The organism is Geodermatophilus siccatus (assembly GCF_900103785.1).
In the GTDB taxonomy this organism is placed as follows: domain Bacteria; phylum Actinomycetota; class Actinomycetes; order Mycobacteriales; family Geodermatophilaceae; genus Geodermatophilus; species Geodermatophilus siccatus.
Genome location: NZ_FNHE01000008.1, coordinates 229388 through 248887, shown reverse-complemented (window position 1 = coordinate 248887; position 19500 = coordinate 229388). Strand labels below are relative to the sequence as shown.

General features: G+C 74.0%; 25 protein-coding genes. 8 read left to right on the top strand and 17 right to left on the bottom strand.

Going from position 1 to position 19500, the window contains the following annotated elements; genetic code table 11:
* The first annotated feature begins 78 nt into the window (after positions 1 to 78).
* Positions 79 to 336: a hypothetical protein gene (locus BLS21_RS16285; RefSeq protein WP_091220686.1), complete on the top strand. Its 258-nt coding sequence runs from the start codon at positions 79 to 81 to the stop codon at positions 334 to 336.
* 224 nt (positions 337 to 560) lie between these two features.
* The gene (locus tag BLS21_RS16280; protein WP_091220684.1) at positions 561 to 1382 is read left to right on the top strand and encodes a class I SAM-dependent methyltransferase; all 822 of its coding nucleotides are present in this window, start codon (positions 561 to 563) and stop codon (positions 1380 to 1382) included.
* Positions 1383 to 1658: 276 nt separating this feature from the next.
* Here BLS21_RS16280 and BLS21_RS16275 read toward each other — a convergent pair whose 3' ends face one another.
* The 8 genes from BLS21_RS16275 to BLS21_RS16245 all read right to left on the bottom strand — a co-directional run bounded on the left by BLS21_RS16275 (position 1659) and on the right by BLS21_RS16245 (position 9288).
* A complete protein-coding gene (locus tag BLS21_RS16275; RefSeq protein WP_175479595.1) occupies positions 1659 to 3488 on the bottom strand; it encodes a serine hydrolase domain-containing protein in 1830 nt (609 codons plus the stop codon).
* A gap of 442 nt (positions 3489 to 3930) precedes the next feature.
* Entirely contained in the window at positions 3931 to 4866 is a 936-nt protein-coding gene (locus BLS21_RS16270) for a patatin-like phospholipase family protein (protein ID WP_091220679.1), read from the bottom strand.
* A gap of 103 nt (positions 4867 to 4969) precedes the next feature.
* Entirely contained in the window at positions 4970 to 5398 is a 429-nt protein-coding gene (locus BLS21_RS16265; protein WP_245700480.1) for a hypothetical protein, read from the bottom strand.
* Between the two features lie 329 nt (positions 5399 to 5727).
* Positions 5728 to 6024 (bottom strand): hypothetical protein, encoded by a 297-nt coding sequence (locus tag BLS21_RS25610; protein ID WP_217636164.1) that lies wholly within the window; start codon positions 6022 to 6024, stop codon positions 5728 to 5730.
* Positions 6021 to 6455 (bottom strand): dioxygenase family protein, encoded by a 435-nt coding sequence (locus BLS21_RS25605; RefSeq protein ID WP_217636163.1) that lies wholly within the window; start codon positions 6453 to 6455, stop codon positions 6021 to 6023. Before BLS21_RS25605 ends, BLS21_RS25610 begins: the two co-directional genes overlap by 4 nt.
* A 79-nt stretch (positions 6456 to 6534) precedes the next feature.
* A complete protein-coding gene (locus BLS21_RS16255) occupies positions 6535 to 7368 on the bottom strand; it encodes a glycerophosphodiester phosphodiesterase (protein WP_175479594.1) in 834 nt (277 codons plus the stop codon).
* 167 nt (positions 7369 to 7535) lie between these two features.
* Positions 7536 to 8126, bottom strand: coding sequence for a hypothetical protein (locus BLS21_RS16250; RefSeq protein ID WP_091220674.1), 591 nt, complete (start codon positions 8124 to 8126; stop codon positions 7536 to 7538).
* Between the two features lie 13 nt (positions 8127 to 8139).
* Positions 8140 to 9288, bottom strand: a complete 1149-nt coding sequence (locus BLS21_RS16245; RefSeq protein ID WP_091220671.1) for a zinc-dependent alcohol dehydrogenase — start codon at positions 9286 to 9288, stop codon at positions 8140 to 8142.
* A gap of 277 nt (positions 9289 to 9565) precedes the next feature.
* Between BLS21_RS16245 and BLS21_RS16240 the strand changes: the two genes are divergently transcribed.
* A complete protein-coding gene (locus tag BLS21_RS16240; protein WP_091220669.1) occupies positions 9566 to 9988 on the top strand; it encodes a hypothetical protein in 423 nt (140 codons plus the stop codon).
* 10 nt (positions 9989 to 9998) lie between these two features.
* Here the strand turns inward: BLS21_RS16240 and BLS21_RS16235 are convergent, their stop codons facing one another.
* The gene (locus BLS21_RS16235) at positions 9999 to 10820 is read right to left on the bottom strand and encodes a sulfurtransferase (RefSeq protein WP_175479593.1); all 822 of its coding nucleotides are present in this window, start codon (positions 10818 to 10820) and stop codon (positions 9999 to 10001) included.
* Positions 10821 to 11010: 190 nt separating this feature from the next.
* On the opposite strand from BLS21_RS16235, the gene BLS21_RS16230 reads away from it, so the two are divergent.
* From BLS21_RS16230 to BLS21_RS16220, 3 genes are read left to right on the top strand one after another with little or no spacing between them, the layout of a single operon-like run.
* Positions 11011 to 12462 carry a PQQ-dependent sugar dehydrogenase gene (locus BLS21_RS16230; protein WP_091220666.1) on the top strand — a complete coding sequence of 484 codons (1452 nt, stop codon included), beginning with the start codon at positions 11011 to 11013 and terminating at the stop codon, positions 12460 to 12462.
* Positions 12459 to 13016, top strand: a complete 558-nt coding sequence (locus tag BLS21_RS16225) for a hypothetical protein (RefSeq protein ID WP_091220663.1) — start codon at positions 12459 to 12461, stop codon at positions 13014 to 13016. The genes BLS21_RS16230 and BLS21_RS16225 overlap by 4 nt, the downstream gene beginning before the upstream one ends.
* Positions 13013 to 13669 (top strand): VTT domain-containing protein, encoded by a 657-nt coding sequence (locus BLS21_RS16220; protein WP_091220661.1) that lies wholly within the window; start codon positions 13013 to 13015, stop codon positions 13667 to 13669. Before BLS21_RS16225 ends, BLS21_RS16220 begins: the two co-directional genes overlap by 4 nt.
* Positions 13670 to 13678: 9 nt before the next feature.
* On the opposite strand, the gene BLS21_RS16215 is transcribed toward BLS21_RS16220, so the two are convergent.
* The 4 genes from BLS21_RS16215 to BLS21_RS16200 all read right to left on the bottom strand — a co-directional run bounded on the left by BLS21_RS16215 (position 13679) and on the right by BLS21_RS16200 (position 15420).
* A complete protein-coding gene (locus BLS21_RS16215; RefSeq protein ID WP_091220658.1) occupies positions 13679 to 13906 on the bottom strand; it encodes a hypothetical protein in 228 nt (75 codons plus the stop codon).
* A gap of 134 nt (positions 13907 to 14040) precedes the next feature.
* On the bottom strand, positions 14041 to 14373 hold the full coding sequence (locus BLS21_RS16210; protein WP_175479592.1) for a DUF1622 domain-containing protein: 333 nt from the start codon (positions 14371 to 14373) through the stop codon (positions 14041 to 14043).
* Entirely contained in the window at positions 14370 to 14756 is a 387-nt protein-coding gene (locus tag BLS21_RS16205) for a DUF1622 domain-containing protein (RefSeq protein WP_091220654.1), read from the bottom strand. Before BLS21_RS16205 ends, BLS21_RS16210 begins: the two co-directional genes overlap by 4 nt.
* Before the next feature lie 70 nt (positions 14757 to 14826).
* A complete protein-coding gene (locus tag BLS21_RS16200) occupies positions 14827 to 15420 on the bottom strand; it encodes an AAA family ATPase (protein ID WP_175479591.1) in 594 nt (197 codons plus the stop codon).
* A 159-nt stretch (positions 15421 to 15579) separates the two neighbouring features.
* Here BLS21_RS16200 and BLS21_RS16195 point away from each other — a divergent pair, with 159 nt between their 5' ends.
* A complete protein-coding gene (locus BLS21_RS16195) occupies positions 15580 to 15870 on the top strand; it encodes a DUF1540 domain-containing protein (RefSeq protein WP_091220829.1) in 291 nt (96 codons plus the stop codon).
* Positions 15871 to 15942: 72 nt separating this feature from the next.
* On the opposite strand, the gene BLS21_RS16190 is transcribed toward BLS21_RS16195, so the two are convergent.
* The 4 genes from BLS21_RS16190 to ilvA all read right to left on the bottom strand — a co-directional run bounded on the left by BLS21_RS16190 (position 15943) and on the right by ilvA (position 19035).
* On the bottom strand, positions 15943 to 16371 hold the full coding sequence (locus BLS21_RS16190; protein ID WP_091220649.1) for a hypothetical protein: 429 nt from the start codon (positions 16369 to 16371) through the stop codon (positions 15943 to 15945).
* A 143-nt stretch (positions 16372 to 16514) separates the two neighbouring features.
* Positions 16515 to 17069 (bottom strand): hypothetical protein, encoded by a 555-nt coding sequence (locus BLS21_RS16185; protein WP_091220647.1) that lies wholly within the window; start codon positions 17067 to 17069, stop codon positions 16515 to 16517.
* A gap of 198 nt (positions 17070 to 17267) precedes the next feature.
* Positions 17268 to 17741 (bottom strand): GNAT family N-acetyltransferase, encoded by a 474-nt coding sequence (locus BLS21_RS16180; RefSeq protein WP_245700479.1) that lies wholly within the window; start codon positions 17739 to 17741, stop codon positions 17268 to 17270.
* 10 nt (positions 17742 to 17751) lie between these two features.
* Positions 17752 to 19035 (bottom strand): threonine ammonia-lyase IlvA, encoded by a 1284-nt coding sequence (gene ilvA, locus BLS21_RS16175; RefSeq protein WP_245700478.1) that lies wholly within the window; start codon positions 19033 to 19035, stop codon positions 17752 to 17754.
* A gap of 103 nt (positions 19036 to 19138) precedes the next feature.
* On the opposite strand from ilvA, the gene BLS21_RS16170 reads away from it, so the two are divergent.
* Positions 19139 to 19462, top strand: coding sequence for a hypothetical protein (locus BLS21_RS16170; protein WP_091220644.1), 324 nt, complete (start codon positions 19139 to 19141; stop codon positions 19460 to 19462).
* The last annotated feature ends 38 nt before the right edge of the window (positions 19463 to 19500 follow it).

The window sequence follows — 19500 nt, the reverse complement described above, 5'->3', positions numbered from 1 at the left end:
GTCCGGCTCGCACCGCCGGTGTCGCCACCGCAGACCGCGGCCGCCGCACCGGCGGGTCCGGGAGGAGGCGAGGACGAGGTGAGGACGTACGACCCCGCGGACAGCATCACCTACGTCCACCTGGCGCCGCGCCCCGCTGCTGCTGCTGCGACGTCGCCGCACGCCCACGACGAGTGCCACCGGCTGCCCGCCGGCTACGCGAACGCATCCCTCCGGGCCAGGCTCGGTGGACGGCACCTGGTGAGCCTCCGTCCGGCGCTCGCCGTCCTCCCCGGAGGGTCGGCCGCGGCCACCGGCAGCGCTCCCGCAGCGCCCGCACTGCGCCTGGTCCAGTAGGGGCTCCGCAGCGGGAGGCCCCGCCGGAGGACCCGTCCGCTCCGGTGCCGGTCGCTCCGGCACCAGGGCGGAGGACGAGACGTCCACCCGATCGGACGCGGCGCCGATGTGCCCTAGGCCCCTGGGACAGGCCGCGGCCGAGGGCTTGGGTACGTGGGGGGTCAACGGGGACCCGCAGACGGGCCGAGCAACGAGCACGCCGGCACGCACGAGAGGCCGAACCGATGGCGACCACCCTGCCGGCCCTGACGCCGACCGAGGACAGCCTGTTCCTGACGCTCTGCTGCAGGGCGCTGGACAACCGGTCGCCGCATCCCGTCCTCGGTGATGCGATGGCCGACGAGATCGTCCGCACGCTCGACTACGACCACCGCCGACTGCACATCGACACGAACCTCATGCTGAACGCCGCGCTGCGGGCCAAGAAGCTCGACGAGATCGCGACCCGGTTCCTGGCTCGCCATCCGGACGGCGTCGGGCTGGACCTGGGAGCAGGGCTGGACACCCGGGTCCTGCGCATCGATCCGCCGTCCACCGTCGACTGGTACGACGTCGACACTCCCGCGGTCATCGCCGCCCGAGCGGGCCTGGTACCGGATCGCGCGCACGCTCACGGGATCGGCGCGGACGTGACGGATCCGGACTGGCTGACCGCCGTCCCCTCGAACCGGCCGGCGGTGATCGTCGCCGACGGCCTGCTGGGGTTCCTCACCCTGGACCAGGTCGTGGCCCTGCTGAACCGGCTCACGAGCCACTTCCCCAGCGGGGAGATCGCCTTCAACAGCTATCCCCGGTTCGCAATCTGGGCCATCAAGCACACCCGCGGCACCCGGTCCGTCGCCGACCTGATCAGGTTCCCCGGCTCCGACGACCCGCACGACCCGGAACGCTGGAACCCGGCGCTGACCCTGGTCAGGGAGATCTTGATCCCTCGGGAACCCGAGGTCGCCCAGTTCCCCGCAGCCCTCCGCACGTACTACCGGCTGGCCGCGCACAGCACGTCCTGGTCCCGCAAGGGGACCGTCGTGCTGCACTACCGCTTCTGAGCGGTACCCCACCGGCCCCCTGTCTGCTGCCACGTCGGTCATGGACAGGTCACGCCGGGCACCTCGACGCACAGGTGAACCGGCCTCGATGACGGCCCGGACACTGCCTGGGCTCCCGTGGGTCACGCGGTGTCCGCCCCTCGGGCCTCCAGAGCTCGTCATCGTCCCTGAGGGCGGCCTCAGGGACACGGTTCCAGCGGGCTTCCCCCCAGGCACGAGGCTGGAGCGGGAGCGGCGAGGTCTCCGGGGCTCTCCGGCACGACCGCGTGGTACGGGTCATCGTCCTCCGACGCCAAGGTCGAGAGCTGCTGCAGAGACCTGGTCCGAGTCGAGGCCGATGACGGAGTGGCCGGAAGGGAGCAGATCGCGCGGATAGAGGTACTCCAGCGCGGCAACCACTTCGGCGACGAAGGCGCTACCACCCGCCGAATGATCGGCGTTCGTCGTGATCGCGAATCCTGAACCCAAGTTGGGGTACCCTCGCATGAGCGCGTAGAACCCAGCATTCACCCCGTCGTGTGCGTACATGCAGTCCAGGGCGGCAAGTGCACCGCTACGGGAGATGCCGAGCTCATCGAGCAACATGCGATCGCGCATCGCCCTGGTGAGGATGGGAACGCCGTCGAGACTGCCCCCCGAGTTCAGCATGAGGATGATCCTGCAGAGGTCACCGACGTTCGAGTACAGACCCGCGGCGGCCGACTCGGGGTAGCGATTCCGCTTTCCATTGATAGCGACTGGTCCCGCGACGTGCCCGGTCGCGGCGCGGGACAATTGCGGGGGCAGAGTCACCGCGAAGGTCGACCCACTCATCCCGAGCGGGGTGAGGACGTTGGACTGCATCCAGTCGACGAAGTTGGTCGCGGTGACGTCCTGCATCATGCGCTGCAGTGCAACATAGCCCCCTCCCGAGTACAACCGAGGACCGGGCCGCGTCATGATCTCGATCTTGGGCGAGTTCACCGGGGGTGTACCAGCAAGGATCTGGTCGAGTGTCGGCAATTGTGTGCCCGTGTCGGGATATCCGCCGAATCCGGGCACGTTGAATCCGCCCTCGTGGGCGAGTGTCAGCGCGACCGTCGCCTCGTTGACCCAACTGGCGGAACCGCCAGCCTGCACCGGGATCGTCCACGTCGTGTGTTGTTGCACCGGGTCGTCGAGTCCGATGTTGGCGCCCGCACCCTGCGCTGACCGCAGGACCCCGACAGCGGTAGTCGGTTTACTGATCGACGCTACTTGAAACGGCGTGTCATTGTAGACGTACTGCTGGCCCCCTGCCTCCAGTACTCCGTAAGAGGTCTGCCACGCGAAGGCGCCACCGAGCACCATTGCGACGCTGACGCCGGGGACGCCGTGAGCAGCCATGCGGGCCCACACTGAGTGGCCCTTGCCCGATGAATCCCGGAAGAAGTTGTTCTCGAACACGCGGATGAGATTGGGGGAGGTGAACGGTGACGCCTGGTTGGCGATGATCGAGTATCCGTCACCGTCCGGAACGAACGAGACGTGATCGATCATGTCGCCTTGCGCTGCGATGGCCCGCAAGTGTCGGTAACAATCATCATGTATCCGACGGGCGAAAGGCTCGTCGCTGCCGAAGATGGTCCATCCACCATCGGGCGTGAACGACACGCCGCTGGCTGGCCGTTGGCCCTGCATGTGGTTGTTCAGGATCTGGTAGCACTCGTCATCGATCGACCGAGCGAAGACGCGATCAGTTCCCACGATCACCCAACTGTTGCCGCCCGACGGAGGGAACGCGATGTGGCGCATCGGCCACTTGTTCCGTCGGAACGTGTCCATGACCTGGATGCACTCGTCGGGAATGCCCTGAGCAGAGTAGTCCTGGTCCGCCACGACGACCCACCGATCACCTCCTTGCGGAGGGAATGCGATCGAGCGAATCCGAAAGCCGCGCCGCAGGAAGTCCCTCAACGCGTCCTTGCATCCCCGCGGAATACCATGAGAGTCACATGCACCATTCGCAGCAACGCAGACCCAACTGCCGCGGGGGCCGAAGGCGACCGTCAGGATCCCGGCGCTGATGTTGCGGTCTATGAAGGTGTGCGCCGCTTCCGGGATGTTGTGGTTGTTGTATCCGGTCATCGCCCGCTCCATCCGATCTGACGCTCGCTTCGAAGCTGATCACTGAGCCCCCCGCGCAACGTCTCGATCCTCACGGCAATGCGCTGCTCAGGACGGGAGCAGGACTGCCCTGACGAGGTCTCCTCTCGGTCAGCGTGGCCGAGCGTCACCGTGGTGCCGTCCGCAGTCGTGGCATCCGCCCTGTGGCTGTCCGCGGTCCAGCCCGACGTGTGATACGGATGTCGCTGCGACATGGGAGTCGTGGACGAACGACGAATCGTTCGCGAGAGCCACCTGCACGTTAACCGCGGCCTGTCACGGCATCGTCACCGTTCATGTACCGGGGGACGGGAGCGCCCTCCTCTCGAATGGTCGACGACAGAGGGGCTCCCCGACGGCTCGGCAACGCCGAGAGGGGATCGTCACGAACTCCGTGCGGCCGTGACCGGGCGCCGGCCCGCCGTCAGCCGGGCAGCCCGGCCAGGAAGGCGTCCGCCTGCTCCCGACCGGCGTCGAACAGCCGGCGGAGGAACGCGGGCCGGCGGTCCAGCTTGCTGGGCAGGTCGAGGTCGAGGTCGAGGGTGATCTCGCGGATCTCGATGCGCCGGTACGGGTCGCCGAGGCGGTCCACCCACTCGTTGACCTTGCGGATGAAGAACAGTTCCTGCTCCAGCGACAGGTTGCCGGCCAGCTCGTTGCGCCGGTCCGCGATGTCGCCCACCGTCTTCGGCTCGGTGGCCCGGGAGCGCGGGTTGATCCGGACCACCCAGATCTCCTCGGGGCCGGCGTCGGGCAGCTGGCGCACCGGCGGGTTCTGGCTGAACAGCCCGTCCCAGTAGTACCGGCCCCTCTCCTCGACGGCGCGGAAGAGCAGCGGGACGGCGGCCGAGGCCAGCACGGCGTTCACGGTGATCTCCCCGCGCCGGCTGGAGAAGGCCGTGGAGTCGCCGCTGAGGACGTCGACGGCGCCGACGAGGAGCAGTGGCTGGTCCTCCGGCGGGGACTCCTGCAGCCGGGCCAGCCGATCCACGTCCACGTGACGGGTCAGCAGGTCGGTGAAGGCGGTGCCGGCGAACCCCGGGTAGGCGTAGGGGCTCACCGTCGGGAGCGCCACCCGTCCCTCGAGCCGGGCGAGACCGACCAGCCAGGCGTTCGCCGCCTTGTCGCCCAGCGTGCTGGCCGCGTTGTCCTCCCAGAATCGCTCCAGCAGCCGGCCGGCCTCGGCCGCGCCGCCGGTCAGCAGGCCGTACCAGGCCAGCAGGGCGCAGACCGCGCCACCCGAGGTGCCGGACAGCCCCACGACCCTGTGGTCCTCGTCGGCCAGCAGGCGGTGCAGCACACCGCCGGTGAACGCCGTGTGGCTGCCGCCGCCCTGACAGGCAATCGCGACCGTCCTCATCCGTGCCCCTCCCCCTCGGACCACGGTGTCCACCCTCTCCCAGCCGGGCGGTTGCCGCAGCATCGGCACGTACCGCCGGAGGTGCGCCGCCCCGTCCGCCGGGTCACCTGCCCAGGTGCAGGATCACCCCACCCTCGATGACCTCGGGCGGGCTCACCGTCAACTGGGGCAGGTTCTGCCTGACCCAGTCCGCCGCCACGCGCGTGGACTCGGTCGCCCCGGACTCGTCCTCGAAGACGCCGACGCTGAAGCCGCCGTCCGCCGTCCTCACCAGGTGGTAGCTGATGAACCCGGGCACACCCCGGATCACCCGCTCGACGTCATCGGTCCGCCGCTCCAGCTCGTCGAAGAGCTGCGACCCGCCCCTGTAGTGCCGGATGACCGCGTGCACCTCGCCCTCCCCTACAACCTCGACGGTCGACCGCAGCACGAGGACTCGGCAGCCGGTCACCCGCTGCTGACCTCGGGCACCCTGCTGGGCCGTCCGTTCGTGCTCCCGGACGTACGCGATGATCGGTGCGGAGTCGCGCACGTCCGCCGCGCGCACCACGGCCCGGGGACGGCGTCCACCATCCCGTTCCACACGGCCCGGGCCTCGTCGCAGCCCGGGTCGTCGCGTCCGGTCACGGTACCCGCCACGCGTGTGCGGAGATCGTCCAGCTCGGGTCGCAGCGTCGTTGTGGTCATGGAACGCCCTCGTCCGGCCAGGTCATCGCAGGCCACCATGCTCAGCCGGGCGTCGAGCGCGGGTCCAGAGGACAAGGGCCTGCCGGGGTGCGCCGCTCCCGTGCCGGCCGCCCTGGACCGACCGGACCAGCGGGCTCGCGTGCGACCGGAGGAACCCGCACCGGTTCCCGGCCCTCAGTTGCTCGGCAGGGCCGGCGAGGCACCGGCCGGCGAGGCACCGGCCGGCGGGGCGCCGGTCGGCGGGGTGCCGCCGGGGCCACCACCGGGCGGCGGGCCACCCGGAGCACCGGAGGGTGCGCCACCGCCGCTCGTCCCACCGCCGGTCGGGATCGTGGCGGTGTCGACGCCGACCGCGAGGCGCAGGGTGTAGCCGCCGGTGACGTTCCGGGTCACGGTGGCCAGCTGGCTCGCGCCGCCGTCGTCCCCGAAGACGGTGTCGCTGCTGAGGCTGACCCGCGACAGGTTGCTCACCGACGCCTCGTAGCCGGCGGTCGCGTAGACCGCCTCGCAGACGTCCTGCGGCAACGCGACCTGCGAGGTGGCGATGGCGTTGGTCGAGTCGGTGGTGCTGCCCTGGTCCGGGTAGACCTCGACGTGAATGTGCGGCCAGCGCCGTCGTAGCAGGCCGGGACGACGCTGGTGAAGCGGACCAGACCGTCGGCGTCGGCGACCTGCACGCCGCGCAGGTGGTTCTGGTCCTCGATGCCCGCGGAGTACAGCGAGTAGCCGCCCTCGCGGGTGCAGTGCCAGACGTAGACCGCGACGCCCTCGAACGGCACCCCGCCGTCGGCGAGGTCGGAGACGGTCAGCTCCAGGGTCATCGGCACGCCCTGGGCGGTGCCGCTGTACTCGCCGAAGCTGGACCGGATGTCGCTGCGCACGATGCCGCTCTGCTCCAGCACGTCCGGTCCGTACTACGGACAGCGACGGTAGGACTCGCCTCCGTGCAGGGACTGGACGTCGCCTGGGAGTTCGCCGGACTCAGCGCACCCGCAGCCGGTGGCTGCCGGCGCCGACCGTCGCCCCGGCGCTCGTCCGGGCGTGCTGAGGTCCGAGGAGTCGCAGGACCGTCGGGACCTCGTCCACCACCACGGCGTCGGCGCCGGCCTCGAGCAGCGCACCTGCCGAGGCCGGTGCGGGGCACCACACCACGAGCTGCCGACCGGCGCCGTGGACGAACGGCAGCGCCTCGGCGACGGTTGCCGGTTCGACCCGGTCCGAGCTCCGGTCCGCGAGCGAACCCACGTGCAGCCCGAGGACGTCGACGTCCATGTGCGCGCAGGCGGCCACCGCGACGTCCAGGGGGAAGCGGTGCCAGGTGAGCCAGCCCAGCGGCAGCGAGGGCTCCTGGCTGCGCAGCCGCTGCAGCGCCGCCGGGTCGAACGACGTGACCAGCAGCGGGCGGCGACGCGCCTCGGCGGCCACGACCGGCGCGAGCAGGGCCGCGGTGGTGCACGACGGCGGTCGCAGGCTGTCGTCGATCGCGGGCTTGAGGTCCACGTCCACCCCGACCTCGAGGGGCAGCTGCTCCAGCAGCGTGTGCAACCGGAGCATGCCGCGCCGGTCGGCCTCCGCCGCGCCAACGTCGGCCACGCGGGTGCCGTCCGGGTACACCTCGTCGTGGCCCACCACCAGGACGTCGTCCGCCGTCCGCCGGACGTCGGCCTCCACCCAGGTCGCCCCCAGCGCGGCCGCCGCCGTGAACGACCCCAGGGTGTTCTCCCGGTGGCCGCGGACGGCCCCGCAGCCCAGGCCCCGGTGCCCGACGACCGCCGGGCCGGCGCCGAACACGCGGCCCGTCGGGCGCGGGGGCACGGTGCGCACGGTCTCGTGCCCACTGCGGGGACTCGGCACCCCGGTGCGCGTCATGAGCGGTGTCCCCCTGTGTGGGACGAGGCCTCGCAGGCCGTGCCCGCCCATTCCACCGCCCCGGACGACGCACGTCGATGGGCAACGGCACCGCTCCGTCCGCGCCCTCCCGGTCAGTGACGGAGTGCGCGCACCAACCGGCGGACGCCGGTGTACGTCACCGCGGCGCCGGCCACCCACGGCCCGGCCACGATCACCGGATCGAGGACGTGGTGCCGGGCGTCGGAACGCCCGCGGCGCGAGCGCAGCCCGCCGTGGGTGAACTCGGCCCTCACGCCGGTCTCGGTCACCGGGTTGTCCGGGTGCAGCGTGGCGAACGAGCGCAGGTGGCTGCTCCAGGCGTCGACCCGGTCACCGACGATCAGCAGCAGCCAGTGCGCCAGGCGGCCCTCGCTGAAGCGGCGGTAGGCCAGCCTGCGGATGGCGCCGGACACTCCCCGCAGCGGCTGGGCGGTGCCGAAGACCGGGGTGACGAAGGCGTGCTCGATCGACCGCTCCCGCGGCTGCCGCTCGGGCTGCCGCTCCGGGAAGTCCCAGTGCGCGCCGGTGGTGCCCGGCGCGTAGTGCAGCCTGGGGTGCGACGGCCGGTCGGCGGGGTCGAGGTCGGCCCCCCAGCCGGGGATCCGGGCCCGCAGCTGCTCGCGGGTCTCGCGGGGCGGGCGCTTGTCCCGGACGTAGGCGCTCGGGATCTCGGGGTCGGTCATCGTTCCTCCTCGCTCAGGCCGCGTCGGGCAGGACCAGCGGCTTGATGCAGCCGTCGAGCTTGGCGGAGAACACGTGGTAGGCCTCGGCGATGTGCTCCAGCGGGAACCGGTGGGTGACCATCGCCCGCGGCGTCAGGTGGCCGTTGCGCACGTGCTCGAACATCCGCGGCCACTGCCGCTTCACCGGTGTCTGGTTCATCCGCAGGGTGAGCCCCTTGTTGAGCGCGTCGCCGAACTTCACCGCGTTCGGGATCGGACCGTAGGCCCCGACGACGGAGACGGTGCCGCCCTTGCGCGCCCCGTCGATCGCCCAGTTCAGCGCGACCGGGGAGCCGCCCTGCAGCTTGAGCTTGGTCCCGGTCACCTGCTGCAGGAGGTTGCCGTCGGCCTCCGCGCCCGCCGCCTCGATCACCACGTCGGCACCGAGGAAGTCGGTCTGCCTCTTCAGCTCGACCACCACGTCGTCGTGCTCGTCGTAGTCCAGGGTCTCGGCGTGGGCCATGGTCCGCGCCTTCTCCAGCCGCTCCTGCAGGTGGTCGACGACGATCACCCGGCCCGCGCCCATCAACCACGAGGACTGGGCGGCGATCAGGCCGACCGGCCCGGCACCCAGGACGACGACCGTGTCGCCCTCCGCGATCTCACCGAGCTGCGCGCCGAAGTAGCCGGTCGCGGCGGCGTCGGTCAGCAGGACGGCGTCCTCGTCGTGCATCCAGTCGGGGATCCGCACCGGCCCGACGTCGGCGAACGGGACGCGCACGTACTGCGCCTGGCCGCCGTCGTAGCCGCCGGTGGTGTGCGAGTAGCCGTAGATGCCGCCGACCGCCGTGGCGTTCGGGTTGACGTTGTGGCAGTTGGAGTACAGCTCGCGGGCGCAGAACCAGCACGACCCGCAGGAGATGTTGAAGGGCACCATCACCCGGTCGCCGACCTGCAGGTTCTGCACCGAGGACCCGACCTGCTCCACGACGCCGATGAACTCGTGGCCGAACGTGTGCCCGACCCGCGTGTCCGGCATGAGGCCGTGGTAGAGGTGCAGGTCCGAGCCGCAGATCGCGGCCAGCGTGACCCGCACGATCGCGTCGTTCGGGTGCTCGACGGCGGGGACGTCCTTCTCCTCGACCCGCACCTTGTAGGGACCCCGGTAGACCATGGCCCGCATCGCAGGACCTCCTCGCGCTCGCGGGTTGCGGAGGGACCGCTCCCCGTCCGCCGGGAACGGCTCCCCGGCGTCCTCCGCACCCTGACCGACCCGCCGGCCGGCGGCCAGTCGGAGCCCCCGGGCGCCGGTCCCCCGGACGGGTGAGGCCGGCCGAGGTCTGGGACCGGCGTCACCGGGCCGTCCTCCGGGTGGTCGCCGCGCGGGCGGGAGGCCTGGGCGCCATGGCGATGCTCGGCCGGTCGCCCTGCTGCTCGGTCTCGCGGTCGCCTACCCGCTGGTGTCCACCGTGCTGCCCGGAGCCGGTCGCGGGCTGCGCTCGGCGGCGGCCACGGCGTCCCTGCTCGCCGCCTCGGTGGCCCCGGTCCACCTGGTGGAGGACCTCACCGAGGCGCACTCCCACGTCGTCGTCATGGTCGGGCTCGCGGCGCTGTACCAGACCTGGGTGCCTCGACCTCGACGACGTCGAGGACGTCGACGACGCCCGCGGGCACGCCGTCGGCGACCGGCTGCTGACACGGTCAGCCGGCGCATCCAGGGCTGCGTGCGCTCGACCGACCAGGTGGCCCGGCTCGGCGTCGCCGACTCCACCCCGGCCCGGGACCGTTCCGCGGGCACGCTGCTGCGCAACGCCGACAGGACCCGAACACCTCCGTGGAGGTGCCGCTGCCCCGCGGAGGCGCTGCTCGCGGTCCGGTCCTGACCGCCCCCGGTCAGGCCGGCCGGTCGCCCACGGCGACCGGCCGGTCGGGGTCGGCGCTGTACTGCGACCACGAACCCGGGTAGAGCCGCCCCTGCGGGAGGCCGGCCAGCTCCAGCGCCAGCAGGTTGTGGCAGGCCGTCACCCCGGAGCCGCAGTAGGACACCACGTCGCTGTCGGCGGTGACCCCGGCCGCGGCGAAGGTCGCGCGCAGCTGCTCGACCGGCAGGAAGCGGCCGTCGGCGTCGAGGTTGGCCCGGCAGGGCACGTTGACCGCGCCGGGCACGTGCCCGGCGCGCGGGTCCACCGGCTCCCGGTCCCCGCGGTAGCGCTCGGGATCGCGTGCGTCGAGCACCACCGCGTCCGGGTCGAGGGCGTCGTCGACCCCGGCCAGCCGCTCCGCCGGCCACGGGCGGGCGGTGAACACCGCCGGGGCCCGATTCGGCACGGCCTGCTCCAGCGGCCCGTCCCACGCCGCTGTGCCCCCGTCGAGCAGGGCCGCGTCGTGCCCGGTCACCCGCAGCATCCAGACCAGCCGGGCGGCGACCACCCCGCCGGCGTCGTCGTAGGCCACCACGGGGTCGTCGTCCCCGATGCCGAGCGCGGCCATGCCCTCGGCGAAGACCTCCGGCTCCGGCAGCGGGTGCCGCCCCGCGTCGGGCCCGGCGTGCGCGGCCAGCCAGCGGTCCAGGTCGACGAAGACCGCGCCCGGCAGGTGACCGGCGTCGTAGGCGGCCCGGCCGGACCGGCCGTCGAGGTACCAGCGGACGTCGGCGAGGACGACCTCGTCGCGGTGCTCGCGCACCCAGGTGACGTCGACGACAGGAGGCAGCACGGCGGCGACCCTACGGCCCGGGTCGGCGTCCACCGGCCGGCGGGCCTCACCATCGGTGACCGCGGTCCGCCGCGGTGCCGCGCCACTCCGGCGCCGTCCCCGCCGCGGGTTTGCACCGGCCGCGACCGAGGCACGGCACCCACCCCGCGCGTAGAGGCACGCCGCGGCGCCGTCGTCCCCAGGAGCGCCCGTGACGCTGCCGACCGTGGCCGCCTCCCCGGAGGCCCTGCAGCAGCTGCCCACCCCCGCCCGCCCGCGGCTGGACCCGGCCGACGTCCTGCTGCCCGCCGGCTACCGCGCCGAGGTGGTGCTCGCCGGGCTGTCGATGCCCTGCGGGATGGGCGTGGACGACGAGGGCACCGTCTACGTCCTGGAGGGCGGGAGCACCTGGCCCACCCGCCCGCACCTGCCCGGCCGCATCCTGCGGCTGCGCCCCGACGGGACCCTGGACGCCCTCGGGGAGGAGCCGCTGGGCGGTCCGCGGCACATCGCGCTGCGCGACGGCTCGGCCTACGTCTCCGCGAAGGGCGGCCACCAGTCGCGGATCGTGCGGTACGACCTGGCCGACGGCCGCGGGACCACCATCGTCGACGGGCTGCCCGACGGCGGCTGGCACGAGCCCGGCGGCCCGGTCTTCGGCCCCGACGGGCTGATGTACTTCGGCCAGGGGTCGGTGTCGCAGAACGGCGTCGTCCTGCCGCAGGGCTACGTCGTCGACCTCGCCCGGCACCAGCGCGTCCACGACGTCCCCGGCGTGGACGTGACGCTGACCGGCAACGACGTCGTCACCCACGACCCCACGGCGCCCTACCCCTTCTACGCGACCACCGGCGCCTTCAAGCCCTTCGGCGTCCCCGCCGAGCCCGGCGAGGTCGTGCGCGGCCGGCTCAAGTGCAGCAGCGGCATCTGGCGCGCCCACCCCGACGGCAGCGGGATGGAGCTGCTCGCCTGGGGAGTGCGCAACCCGTACGGCATGGTCTTCGCCGAGGACGGCGAGCTGTACGTCACCGACAACGACTACGAGGAGAACGGCGACCGGGCGATCGCGAACGACCCCGACCGGGTCTGGCGCATCGACGCCGCGCGGACACCGCACGGCCAGGTGGGGACGCCGGCCTGGTACGGCTTCCCGGACCTGTGCGGCGACGGGTTGCCGGTCTGGCACGAGTCGCACCGGCCCAGTCGCGGCCGTCCGGCCGAGCAGCTGATCGCCGACCCGCTGCCGGAGTGGGCGGGGCCGGCGGTGTGGCTGGAGGAGCCGCACTCGGCGCTGTGCGGCCTCGACGTCTCCCGCTCGGACGCCTTCGGCATGCGCGGCCTGCTGTTCGTCGCCGAGTGGGGCACCCTCGCGCCGATGAACTCCCCGCGGGCGGAGGACCTCGACCACGGCTTCCGGGTGGTCGCCGTCGACCCGACCACCGGGTCGGCCGAGCCGTTCATGACCAACCGGCACCCCGGACCGGCGTCGGCGCACCGCAGCGGCGGCATCGAGCGGCCGGTCGACGTCACGGCCGCGCCCGACGGCAGCCTGTACGTCCTCGACTTCGGCGTCTCCACAGTCGACCCGAGCAAGCACCTGTCCTACGGGCACACCGGTGTGCTGTGGCGCGTCGTCCGCGACGGCTCCGGGGAGGCGTCGTGACGAGGACGCCGCTGCTGGTCGAGCTGGACGAGGCCACCCTCGCCGCCCAGCGGCAGCGCGCGGCGACCTGGCTGGCCACCCTCGCCTCGCTGCAGACCGGCTACCGGCAGCTGCTCGGCCGGACCGTGCCGCTGGTCGGCGACCCCCAGGTGCGGACCTGGCTGACCGAGCTGCACGACGCGGCGCGCCGGCACGAGGCCGCGGTCGACGAGATCGCTGCCGGCCTGGACGTCCGCCCCGCCGCGCCGCACCGGCTCACCGCCCTGACCGGGGCCGTGCTCGGCCTGGGCCGGGAGCTGGCCGGTCAGGTGCAGGGCCTGCTCGCCGGCGGCAGCGGCGCGGCCTGGCGGGACCTGCGGCAGCTGACCCTGTCCAACCTCGACTCGATGAGCGCCTTCGCCGTCGCCGAGCAGCTCGGCCTGGCCCTCGGCCGGCCGCGGGCGGTGGACGTCGCCTTCCGGGTCGTGTCGGAGAAGAGCGCGCACCAGCTGCTGCTGCGCGAGGTCTTCCTGGAGTTCGCCGCGGACGCCGTGCTGCACCGCCGCGACGTGTGACGCCCGTGCTCCCCCGCGGCTACGGACTGGTGGTCGCCGCCCTGGCGGGCACCTCGCTGCTGCTGTTCGCCGTGGTGGAGGCCGCCGGCGTCCCGCTGCTCACCGACCCGCTGCCCACGCTGCGGGCCGCCGGTGCGCTGGCCGCGGTGCTCGGCGTCGCCCTGCTGGTGGCCGACGTCGCCGTCCCGGTCCCGGCGAGTCTGGTGATGCTGGCCCACGGCGCGCTCTTCGGCCTGCTGCCCGGGGCCGCGCTCTCCCTGCTCGGCGGCGTGGGCGCGACCGCCGTGGGCTTCGCCGTGGGACGGCGCGGACGCGGGCTGGTCGACCGGGTGACCACCCCGGCCCAGCGGCGGCGGGCCGACCGGCTGCTGACCCGCTGGGGCGCGCTGGCGATCGTGGTCACCCGCCCGGTCCCGGTGCTCGCCGAGACCGTGGCCGTCCTGGCCGGCACCTCGCCGCTGCGCTGGCCGGCCGCTCTGCTCGCCGCCACGGTCGGAACTGCGGCGCCTGCGGTGCTCTACGCCGCGGCGGGGGCGGCCGCGGTGGAGGCGGTCGACGGCGTGCTCGTCTTCGGCCTGGTCATGGCACTGGCCGCGGTGCTCGCGCTCGCGGGACACCTGCGCTCGCGCGGTGCCCGGTCCCCGCACGCGTGACGGGCTGCCTCAGACCCGAGGCACCCAGTGCAGCACGTCGCCCCTGCTGCCCGCCCCGCCCCGGAACGCCTCCGCTGCCTCGAGGTGACGCACCGTCCGCCACTGCCCGGGGGCCCAGGCGCGCAGCACCAGCCCCTCCTCCGAGAACGCGATGAGCGCTCCTGCCTCGGTGGCCAGCATCTCGGCTTCCACCCGTTCGTCGTGGTCCTCTGCGACCTGCACCGTCCACGCCGGCATACCGTGCTCCCCCTGGCCCGGGGGCGTCTGTGCGACACCCGGTGTCAGGAATCAACTCGGGGTTGCCCCCGGCCGTCAACGGCCGCGCGCGCGTCCTGGCGGTGCGTGAGGGAACCGCGCCGGACGGAATGGGCTCAGGCTCGCCAGGCCGGGCGCACCAGCCGGCGCAGGTCCGGCAGGCGGGTCGGGCGGTCCGGCCGGGTGGCGGCCCAGGTGCGTCCGCCGGTGCGCAGGCCGAACCCGATCAGCCGGCGCAGCACGAGGATCGTGGCTGCGGTGGCCAGCGCCTGCCAGCTCGGCTGCCCGACCAGCCGCAGCAGCCCGGCTGCGACGAGCAGGTCGAGGAACACCGGCAGCGCCGCGGCGGGAGAGCGGGTCGCCACCAGTGCGACGACACCGGCGACCAGGGCCGCCGCGGTCACCAGCAGTGCCATCGTCGCGCCGGCGCTCTGGACGGCCGCGCTCACGTCGGCCGCGCCGGCCGCGTCGTGGTGCCCTCCTGCGCCCGCTCCTCGGCGAGCTGGCGGCGCTCCTCGTCGATCTCCCTGGCCAGGAAGTAGTTCAGCGCCGTCCGGATGGCGGCGACCGCGGCCAGCTGGCCGAGCTCGCGGAAGCTGGGCGCGACCGCCGTCCGCAGCACGTCGCTGGCGAGCTGGAACTCCAGGCCCAGCGCCAGGAAGCGGCCGAGGGTCAGCCGGACGGGCACGAAGGCGCCGGCGTCCCGGTCGCGCACGCCCACGACCACGAACCGGACGAAGGCCCAGAGGGCCCCGACGACGATGACAGCGGCGCCGCACGCCTCCACCACGGGGACCAGGACGCCGAGCGCGTCCACCAGGAGTTCTTCCACCGCCGCGCCCTACCCAGCCGGGTTCCGGAACCACCCGACCCGGGCCGGTCCCCCGCCGGGCCCCGCCGCCTCAGGCCGCCGACCGGCCCAGCAGGTCGGCCAGCGTCAGGCGGCCGGCCCGCACCCGGTCGACGACGGTCACCGCGTCCAGCCCGGCGCCACGGTCCGGGCCGGCGACGTCCCGCAGCAGGGCACCCCACCGGGCGGCGTGCCGGCGCATCGACCGCGCTGGGATCCCGCGCCCGCGGGCGGCCTGCCCGCTCTCCGCCTGCTCCCGCGACGCGTCGAGCAGCACCAGCCGCACGGAGCGTCCGGCCCGCCGTGCGGTCCGCAGGACGGCGGCCCGCCACCACGGCCGGGTCCAGGGGTCGGTGAGGACGACGACCGGCGCGGGCCCGGCGACGACGCGCAGCACCCGCACCCGGTGCCAGGCGTGCACCAGCGGCCGGACCACCCGGTACGGGACCCGGACGGCGACGGCCTGCACCCGCGCGGCGACGTCCTCGGAGTCCAGGCCGACGACCCCGGGCGCACCGTCGGCGAGGAGCCGGCGCAGCAGGGTCGTCTTGCCGCTGCCCGGGAGCCCGCCGACGACCACCAGGACACCGTGCGGCCCCCCGCGCCCGAGGGCCGCGGTGGGGGCCGTTCCGGTCTGCACGACCACGTGCGGCCACCTCCTCCTGTTCTCCCGCCATGGTCCCCGCCGGAGCTCGACGAGGGGGGTGGACCAGCTGTGAGACCGCTGTGAGACGGGGCCTCTGACCTGCACGTAGGCAAGCCTCAGTTTGCTGGCGGGCCCCCGGGGGACGTGCCAACCTTGCCCATGACCTCTCTCCAGGACATGCCCCAGGTCCAGAACTGCACCGTCGACAGCTGCTCGTACAACTCCGAGCACAGCTGCCACGCGGGCGCGATCACCGTGGGGGGTGACCACGCACACTGCGGCACCTTCGTGGAGATCAGCTTCCGCGGCGGGCTGGACCGCAACGGGCTGGTCGGCGCCTGCCACCGCTCGGACTGCGTGCACAACGACAAGCTCGAGTGCCACGCCCCCGGTGTGCAGGTCGGGCCGAGCACCGACGCTGCGGACTGCCTCACCTACGAGGCCAGGTGACCTGATCCAACCGTCCCGCTGCAGGGTCCCGCTGCGAGCCTGCGAGCAGTCGGGGGCGGCGGGGTCATCCGGCTACGAGGCCAGGTAGCCCAGGTCCCCGAGCGACTCGGTCGACAACCCGCCGGCCGGGTCGGCGCGCAGCGCGCCGTCGGCCACCGCCAGCGCGGCGACCGGGTCGTCGTCGTCCACCAGGACCGCCCGGCCACCGGTGGCCACCGGGCGCAGCGCCGTGAGGACCGCGCGGCGGTCCGGCGCGGCCAGCCCCTCGGTGAGCCGGTCGACCAGCACGATCGTCGCCCCGGCCTCGCGCACGGCCTCGATCGCCTCGATGCGCCGGTCCACGTCGTCGTCCGCGGCTGCCGCGAGGCGCTGCACGCGGACCGCGGAGTGCCCGGAGGCGCAGCGGCCGCTGTCGTCGTCGAGCGCAGCCATCACCTGACGGCGGGCAGCCGCCGGGCCCAGCAGCACGGTCACGTCGCCGACCGGCAGTCGCAGCCCCACGCGGATCTCCCTCGCCTCGTGCTCCCGCCCGTCCGGACGCGGTAAGGCCAGGCTAACCTCCACTCCGCTCGGCCGTCCACCCCGCCGGACAGCCGAGCGGCGCCGCCCCACGGGGGGACGGCGCCGCTCTGCTGGCGCGCGGGTCAGTCGTCGGCGTCGCGGTGGCCCCACCAGCCGCGCCCCGATATGTCCTCACGAGTCGAGTTGACCCACTCGGTGACCTGCTGCTCCAGGTCGGCCAGCCGCTCGTCGGCCACGTCCTGGGGCATCCCGCTCTCGACGGCCTGCGCGATGCGCTCCTGCTTGGCCTCCACCAGCGCGTCGACGAGCGTGTCCACCGCGACACCCTTCTCCTCGGCGACCTTCGCGAGCGTGGCACCGTCGGCCTCCAGCGCGGTCCGCAGCTCGTCCTCGGTCGTGCCCAGCGCCTCGGCGGCGGTCTCGAGGCCGAACCAGCCGCCGTGGTGGCCGTGCCACCCGAGGTCGGCATCGCTGAGCGTGGTGGCCACCTCGTCGGCCTGCTCCTGGCTGATCGACCCGTCCTCGACCAGGCCGGAGAGGGCGTCCTTGATGCGGTCCACGACGGACGTCGACGTGCCGTCCGTCTCATCGGTGGCCGCGACGGCGGGAACGGCCACGGCCAGTCCGGTCAGCGTCAGGGCGCCTGCTGCGGCGGCGACGACCAACTTCTTGCGCACGGTGGTCTCCTCGGTCAGCGGCCGGTGTGTCCAGCCGTCGAGGAGATGGTGGAGCGCGAACCTGTGACGGAGCTGGCAACGGCCCGTGGCCTCGCTGGGACGCGCCGGGCCGGGGGCCTGGGCCGGCTCGCTCGACCCGGTGCTCGGCGCCCGGCTGCACGCCTGGCCGCGCGGCTCGACCGGAGCCGAGCCGCCGGGTCAGAGGTCGACGGCCAGGGTCCCCTCGGCCGCGCCCGGCACCGGCGTGAAACCGGCCGACCGGTACAGGCGCACCGACGGGTTCCCGGCCTCGACGCTGAGGCCCACCCGCCCGATCCCCCGCCGGCGCGCCTCGGTGAGCGCCTGCTGCAGCAGCTCGCCGCCGATGCCCCGGCCGCGGTACCCCGACCAGACGCAGAGGCTGAGCTCCGGGACGCCGTCCGCCACGAACCCGTAGCCGGGGTCGTCGCTGCCGAGGAACAGCGCCCAGACCGCGCCCACCACCAGGCCCTGGGTCACGGCCACGAACCCGAGGTCGCCGCGCTCGGGCCGGAACAGGGTGTAGTGGCGGAGGTCGGGCCGCTCGTCGACGTCGCGGTGCGTGAACCGCTGCTCCCCCGACCAGTTCACGTTCGCCAGGGTCGCCGTCCGGAGGAGCTCGCGGTCGCCCACGGTCAGCGGCCGGGTGGTCACCCCGCGCACGTCACACGAGGAAGCGGTAGGCCGTCGTCCCGGGGGCGACGTGCTGGATGCGCAGCGGGCTGGCCTCGATCCGGGCCAGCAGCACCGGGAAGTCCGCCGCGCTGCCGAGCTCGATGCCGGTGAGCGCGGCGCCGGTCTCGCGGTTGTCGCGCTTGACGTACTCGAACAGCACGATGTCGTCGTCCGGGCCGAGCACCTCGTCGAGGAAGCGCCGCAGCGCGCCGGGCTCCTGCGGGAACTCGACGAGGAAGTAGTGCTTGAGGCCGCGGTGCACCAGCGAGCGCTCCACCACCTCGCCGTAGCGGCTGACGTCGTTGTTGCCGCCCGACAGCAGGCAGACCACCGTCTGCCCCGGCTCGACCGGCACCAGCCCGCCGGTCAGCGCGGCGGTCGCCAGCGCCCCGGCGGGCTCGGCGATGACGCCGTCCACCTGGTAGAGGTCGAGCATCTCGGTGCAGATCTGGCCCTCGGGCACCGCGACCAGCTCCGCCCCGGAGTTCCGCACCAGCGGGAACGTCACCTCGCCGACCCGGCGGACGGCGGCGCCGTCGACGAACGTGTCCAGCTGCGGCAGCTCCACCGGCTCCCCGGCCGCCAGCGCCGCGGCCATGCTCGCCGCCCCGGCCGGCTCGACGCCGACGATGCGGGTGCCGGGGCTGTGCTGCCGCAGCCACGTCGCGCAGCCGGCCAGCAGGCCACCGCCGCCGACGGGGAGGACGACGACGTCCGGGGGGGCGGGCAGCTGCTCGAGGAGCTCGAGGGCGACGGTCCCCTGCCCGACCACGGTGGGGACGGCGTCGAAGGCGGGCACCAGCGTCGCGCCGGTGTCCCGCGCGTGGGCCAGCGCGGCGGCCGCGGCCTCGTCGTAGGTGTCGCCGGTGACGACCAGGTCGACCATCTCCCCGCCGAGCGCGGCGATGCGGTCGCGCTTCTGCCGCGGCGTCGTCCCCGGGACGACGACCGCGCCGCGCACCCCCAGCGCCCGGCAGGCGTAGGCGACGCCCTGCCCGTGGTTGCCGGCGCTGGCGCACACGACCCCGGCGGCCTGCCGACCGGCGTCCAGCTGGCTGATCGTGTTGTAGGCGCCGCGGATCTTGTAGGACCGGCCGACCTGCAGGTCCTCGCGCTTGAGCCAGACGTCGGTCCCGGTCGCCTGCGACAGCCGCGCGTTGCGCTGCAGCGGCGTCCGCTCCACCACCCCGGCCAGCCGGCGGGCGGCCGCCTCGATCTCGGCGCCCAGGCGCTGCGCCGTCCCGGGGTCTGCGACGTCGAGGAGGTTCTCCACGCTCCCATCCTCCCCGCCCGGACCGCGCGGACCCCGACCGGCCGGGACCGCGCTCGACCGGGCCCGGCCGGTACGGCGGACCGGACGACCGCACACTGGGGAGGTGAGCCCGGAGGCCCCCGACAGCCCGCTGAGCAGGCGCGGCGTCGTCCGCCTGCTGAACACCACCGGCGGGCGGCTGCTCTGCCTGGCCGGCGCGGTCGACGCCGCCGCCGTCGACGCGTTCTGGCGGCGCTACGGCCGCGAGCCGGCACGCGTCGACCGCATCGACGCCCGGTCGGTGACCGCGCTGTCCGAGCCCGGCGCGGAGCTGCTGCTCGACCACGTCGAGGCCGCCGAGCTGGCCGGCCGTCCCGTGGAGCTGCGCCCCTCCCCCGCGGTCACGCGGGTGTTGACCGGCCGGGGGCCCGGCGCCCGCACCGGCTGACCCCGCGGTCGCCCCAGGACGTCGACGTCGGGACCGTG

Coding starts and splice junctions, on each gene's coding strand:
- BLS21_RS16280 (WP_091220684.1), top strand. CDS start 561: ATGGCGACCACCCTGCCGGCCCTGACGCCGACCGAGGACAGCCTGTTC.
- BLS21_RS16275 (WP_175479595.1), bottom strand. CDS start 3,488: ATGACCGGATACAACAACCACAACATCCCGGAAGCGGCGCACACCTTC.
- BLS21_RS16270 (WP_091220679.1), bottom strand. CDS start 4,866: ATGAGGACGGTCGCGATTGCCTGTCAGGGCGGCGGCAGCCACACGGCG.
- BLS21_RS16250 (WP_091220674.1), bottom strand. CDS start 8,126: ATGACCGACCCCGAGATCCCGAGCGCCTACGTCCGGGACAAGCGCCCG.
- BLS21_RS16245 (WP_091220671.1), bottom strand. CDS start 9,288: ATGCGGGCCATGGTCTACCGGGGTCCCTACAAGGTGCGGGTCGAGGAG.
- BLS21_RS16215 (WP_091220658.1), bottom strand. CDS start 13,906: ATGCCGGCGTGGACGGTGCAGGTCGCAGAGGACCACGACGAACGGGTG.
- BLS21_RS16195 (WP_091220829.1), top strand. CDS start 15,580: ATGACCTCTCTCCAGGACATGCCCCAGGTCCAGAACTGCACCGTCGAC.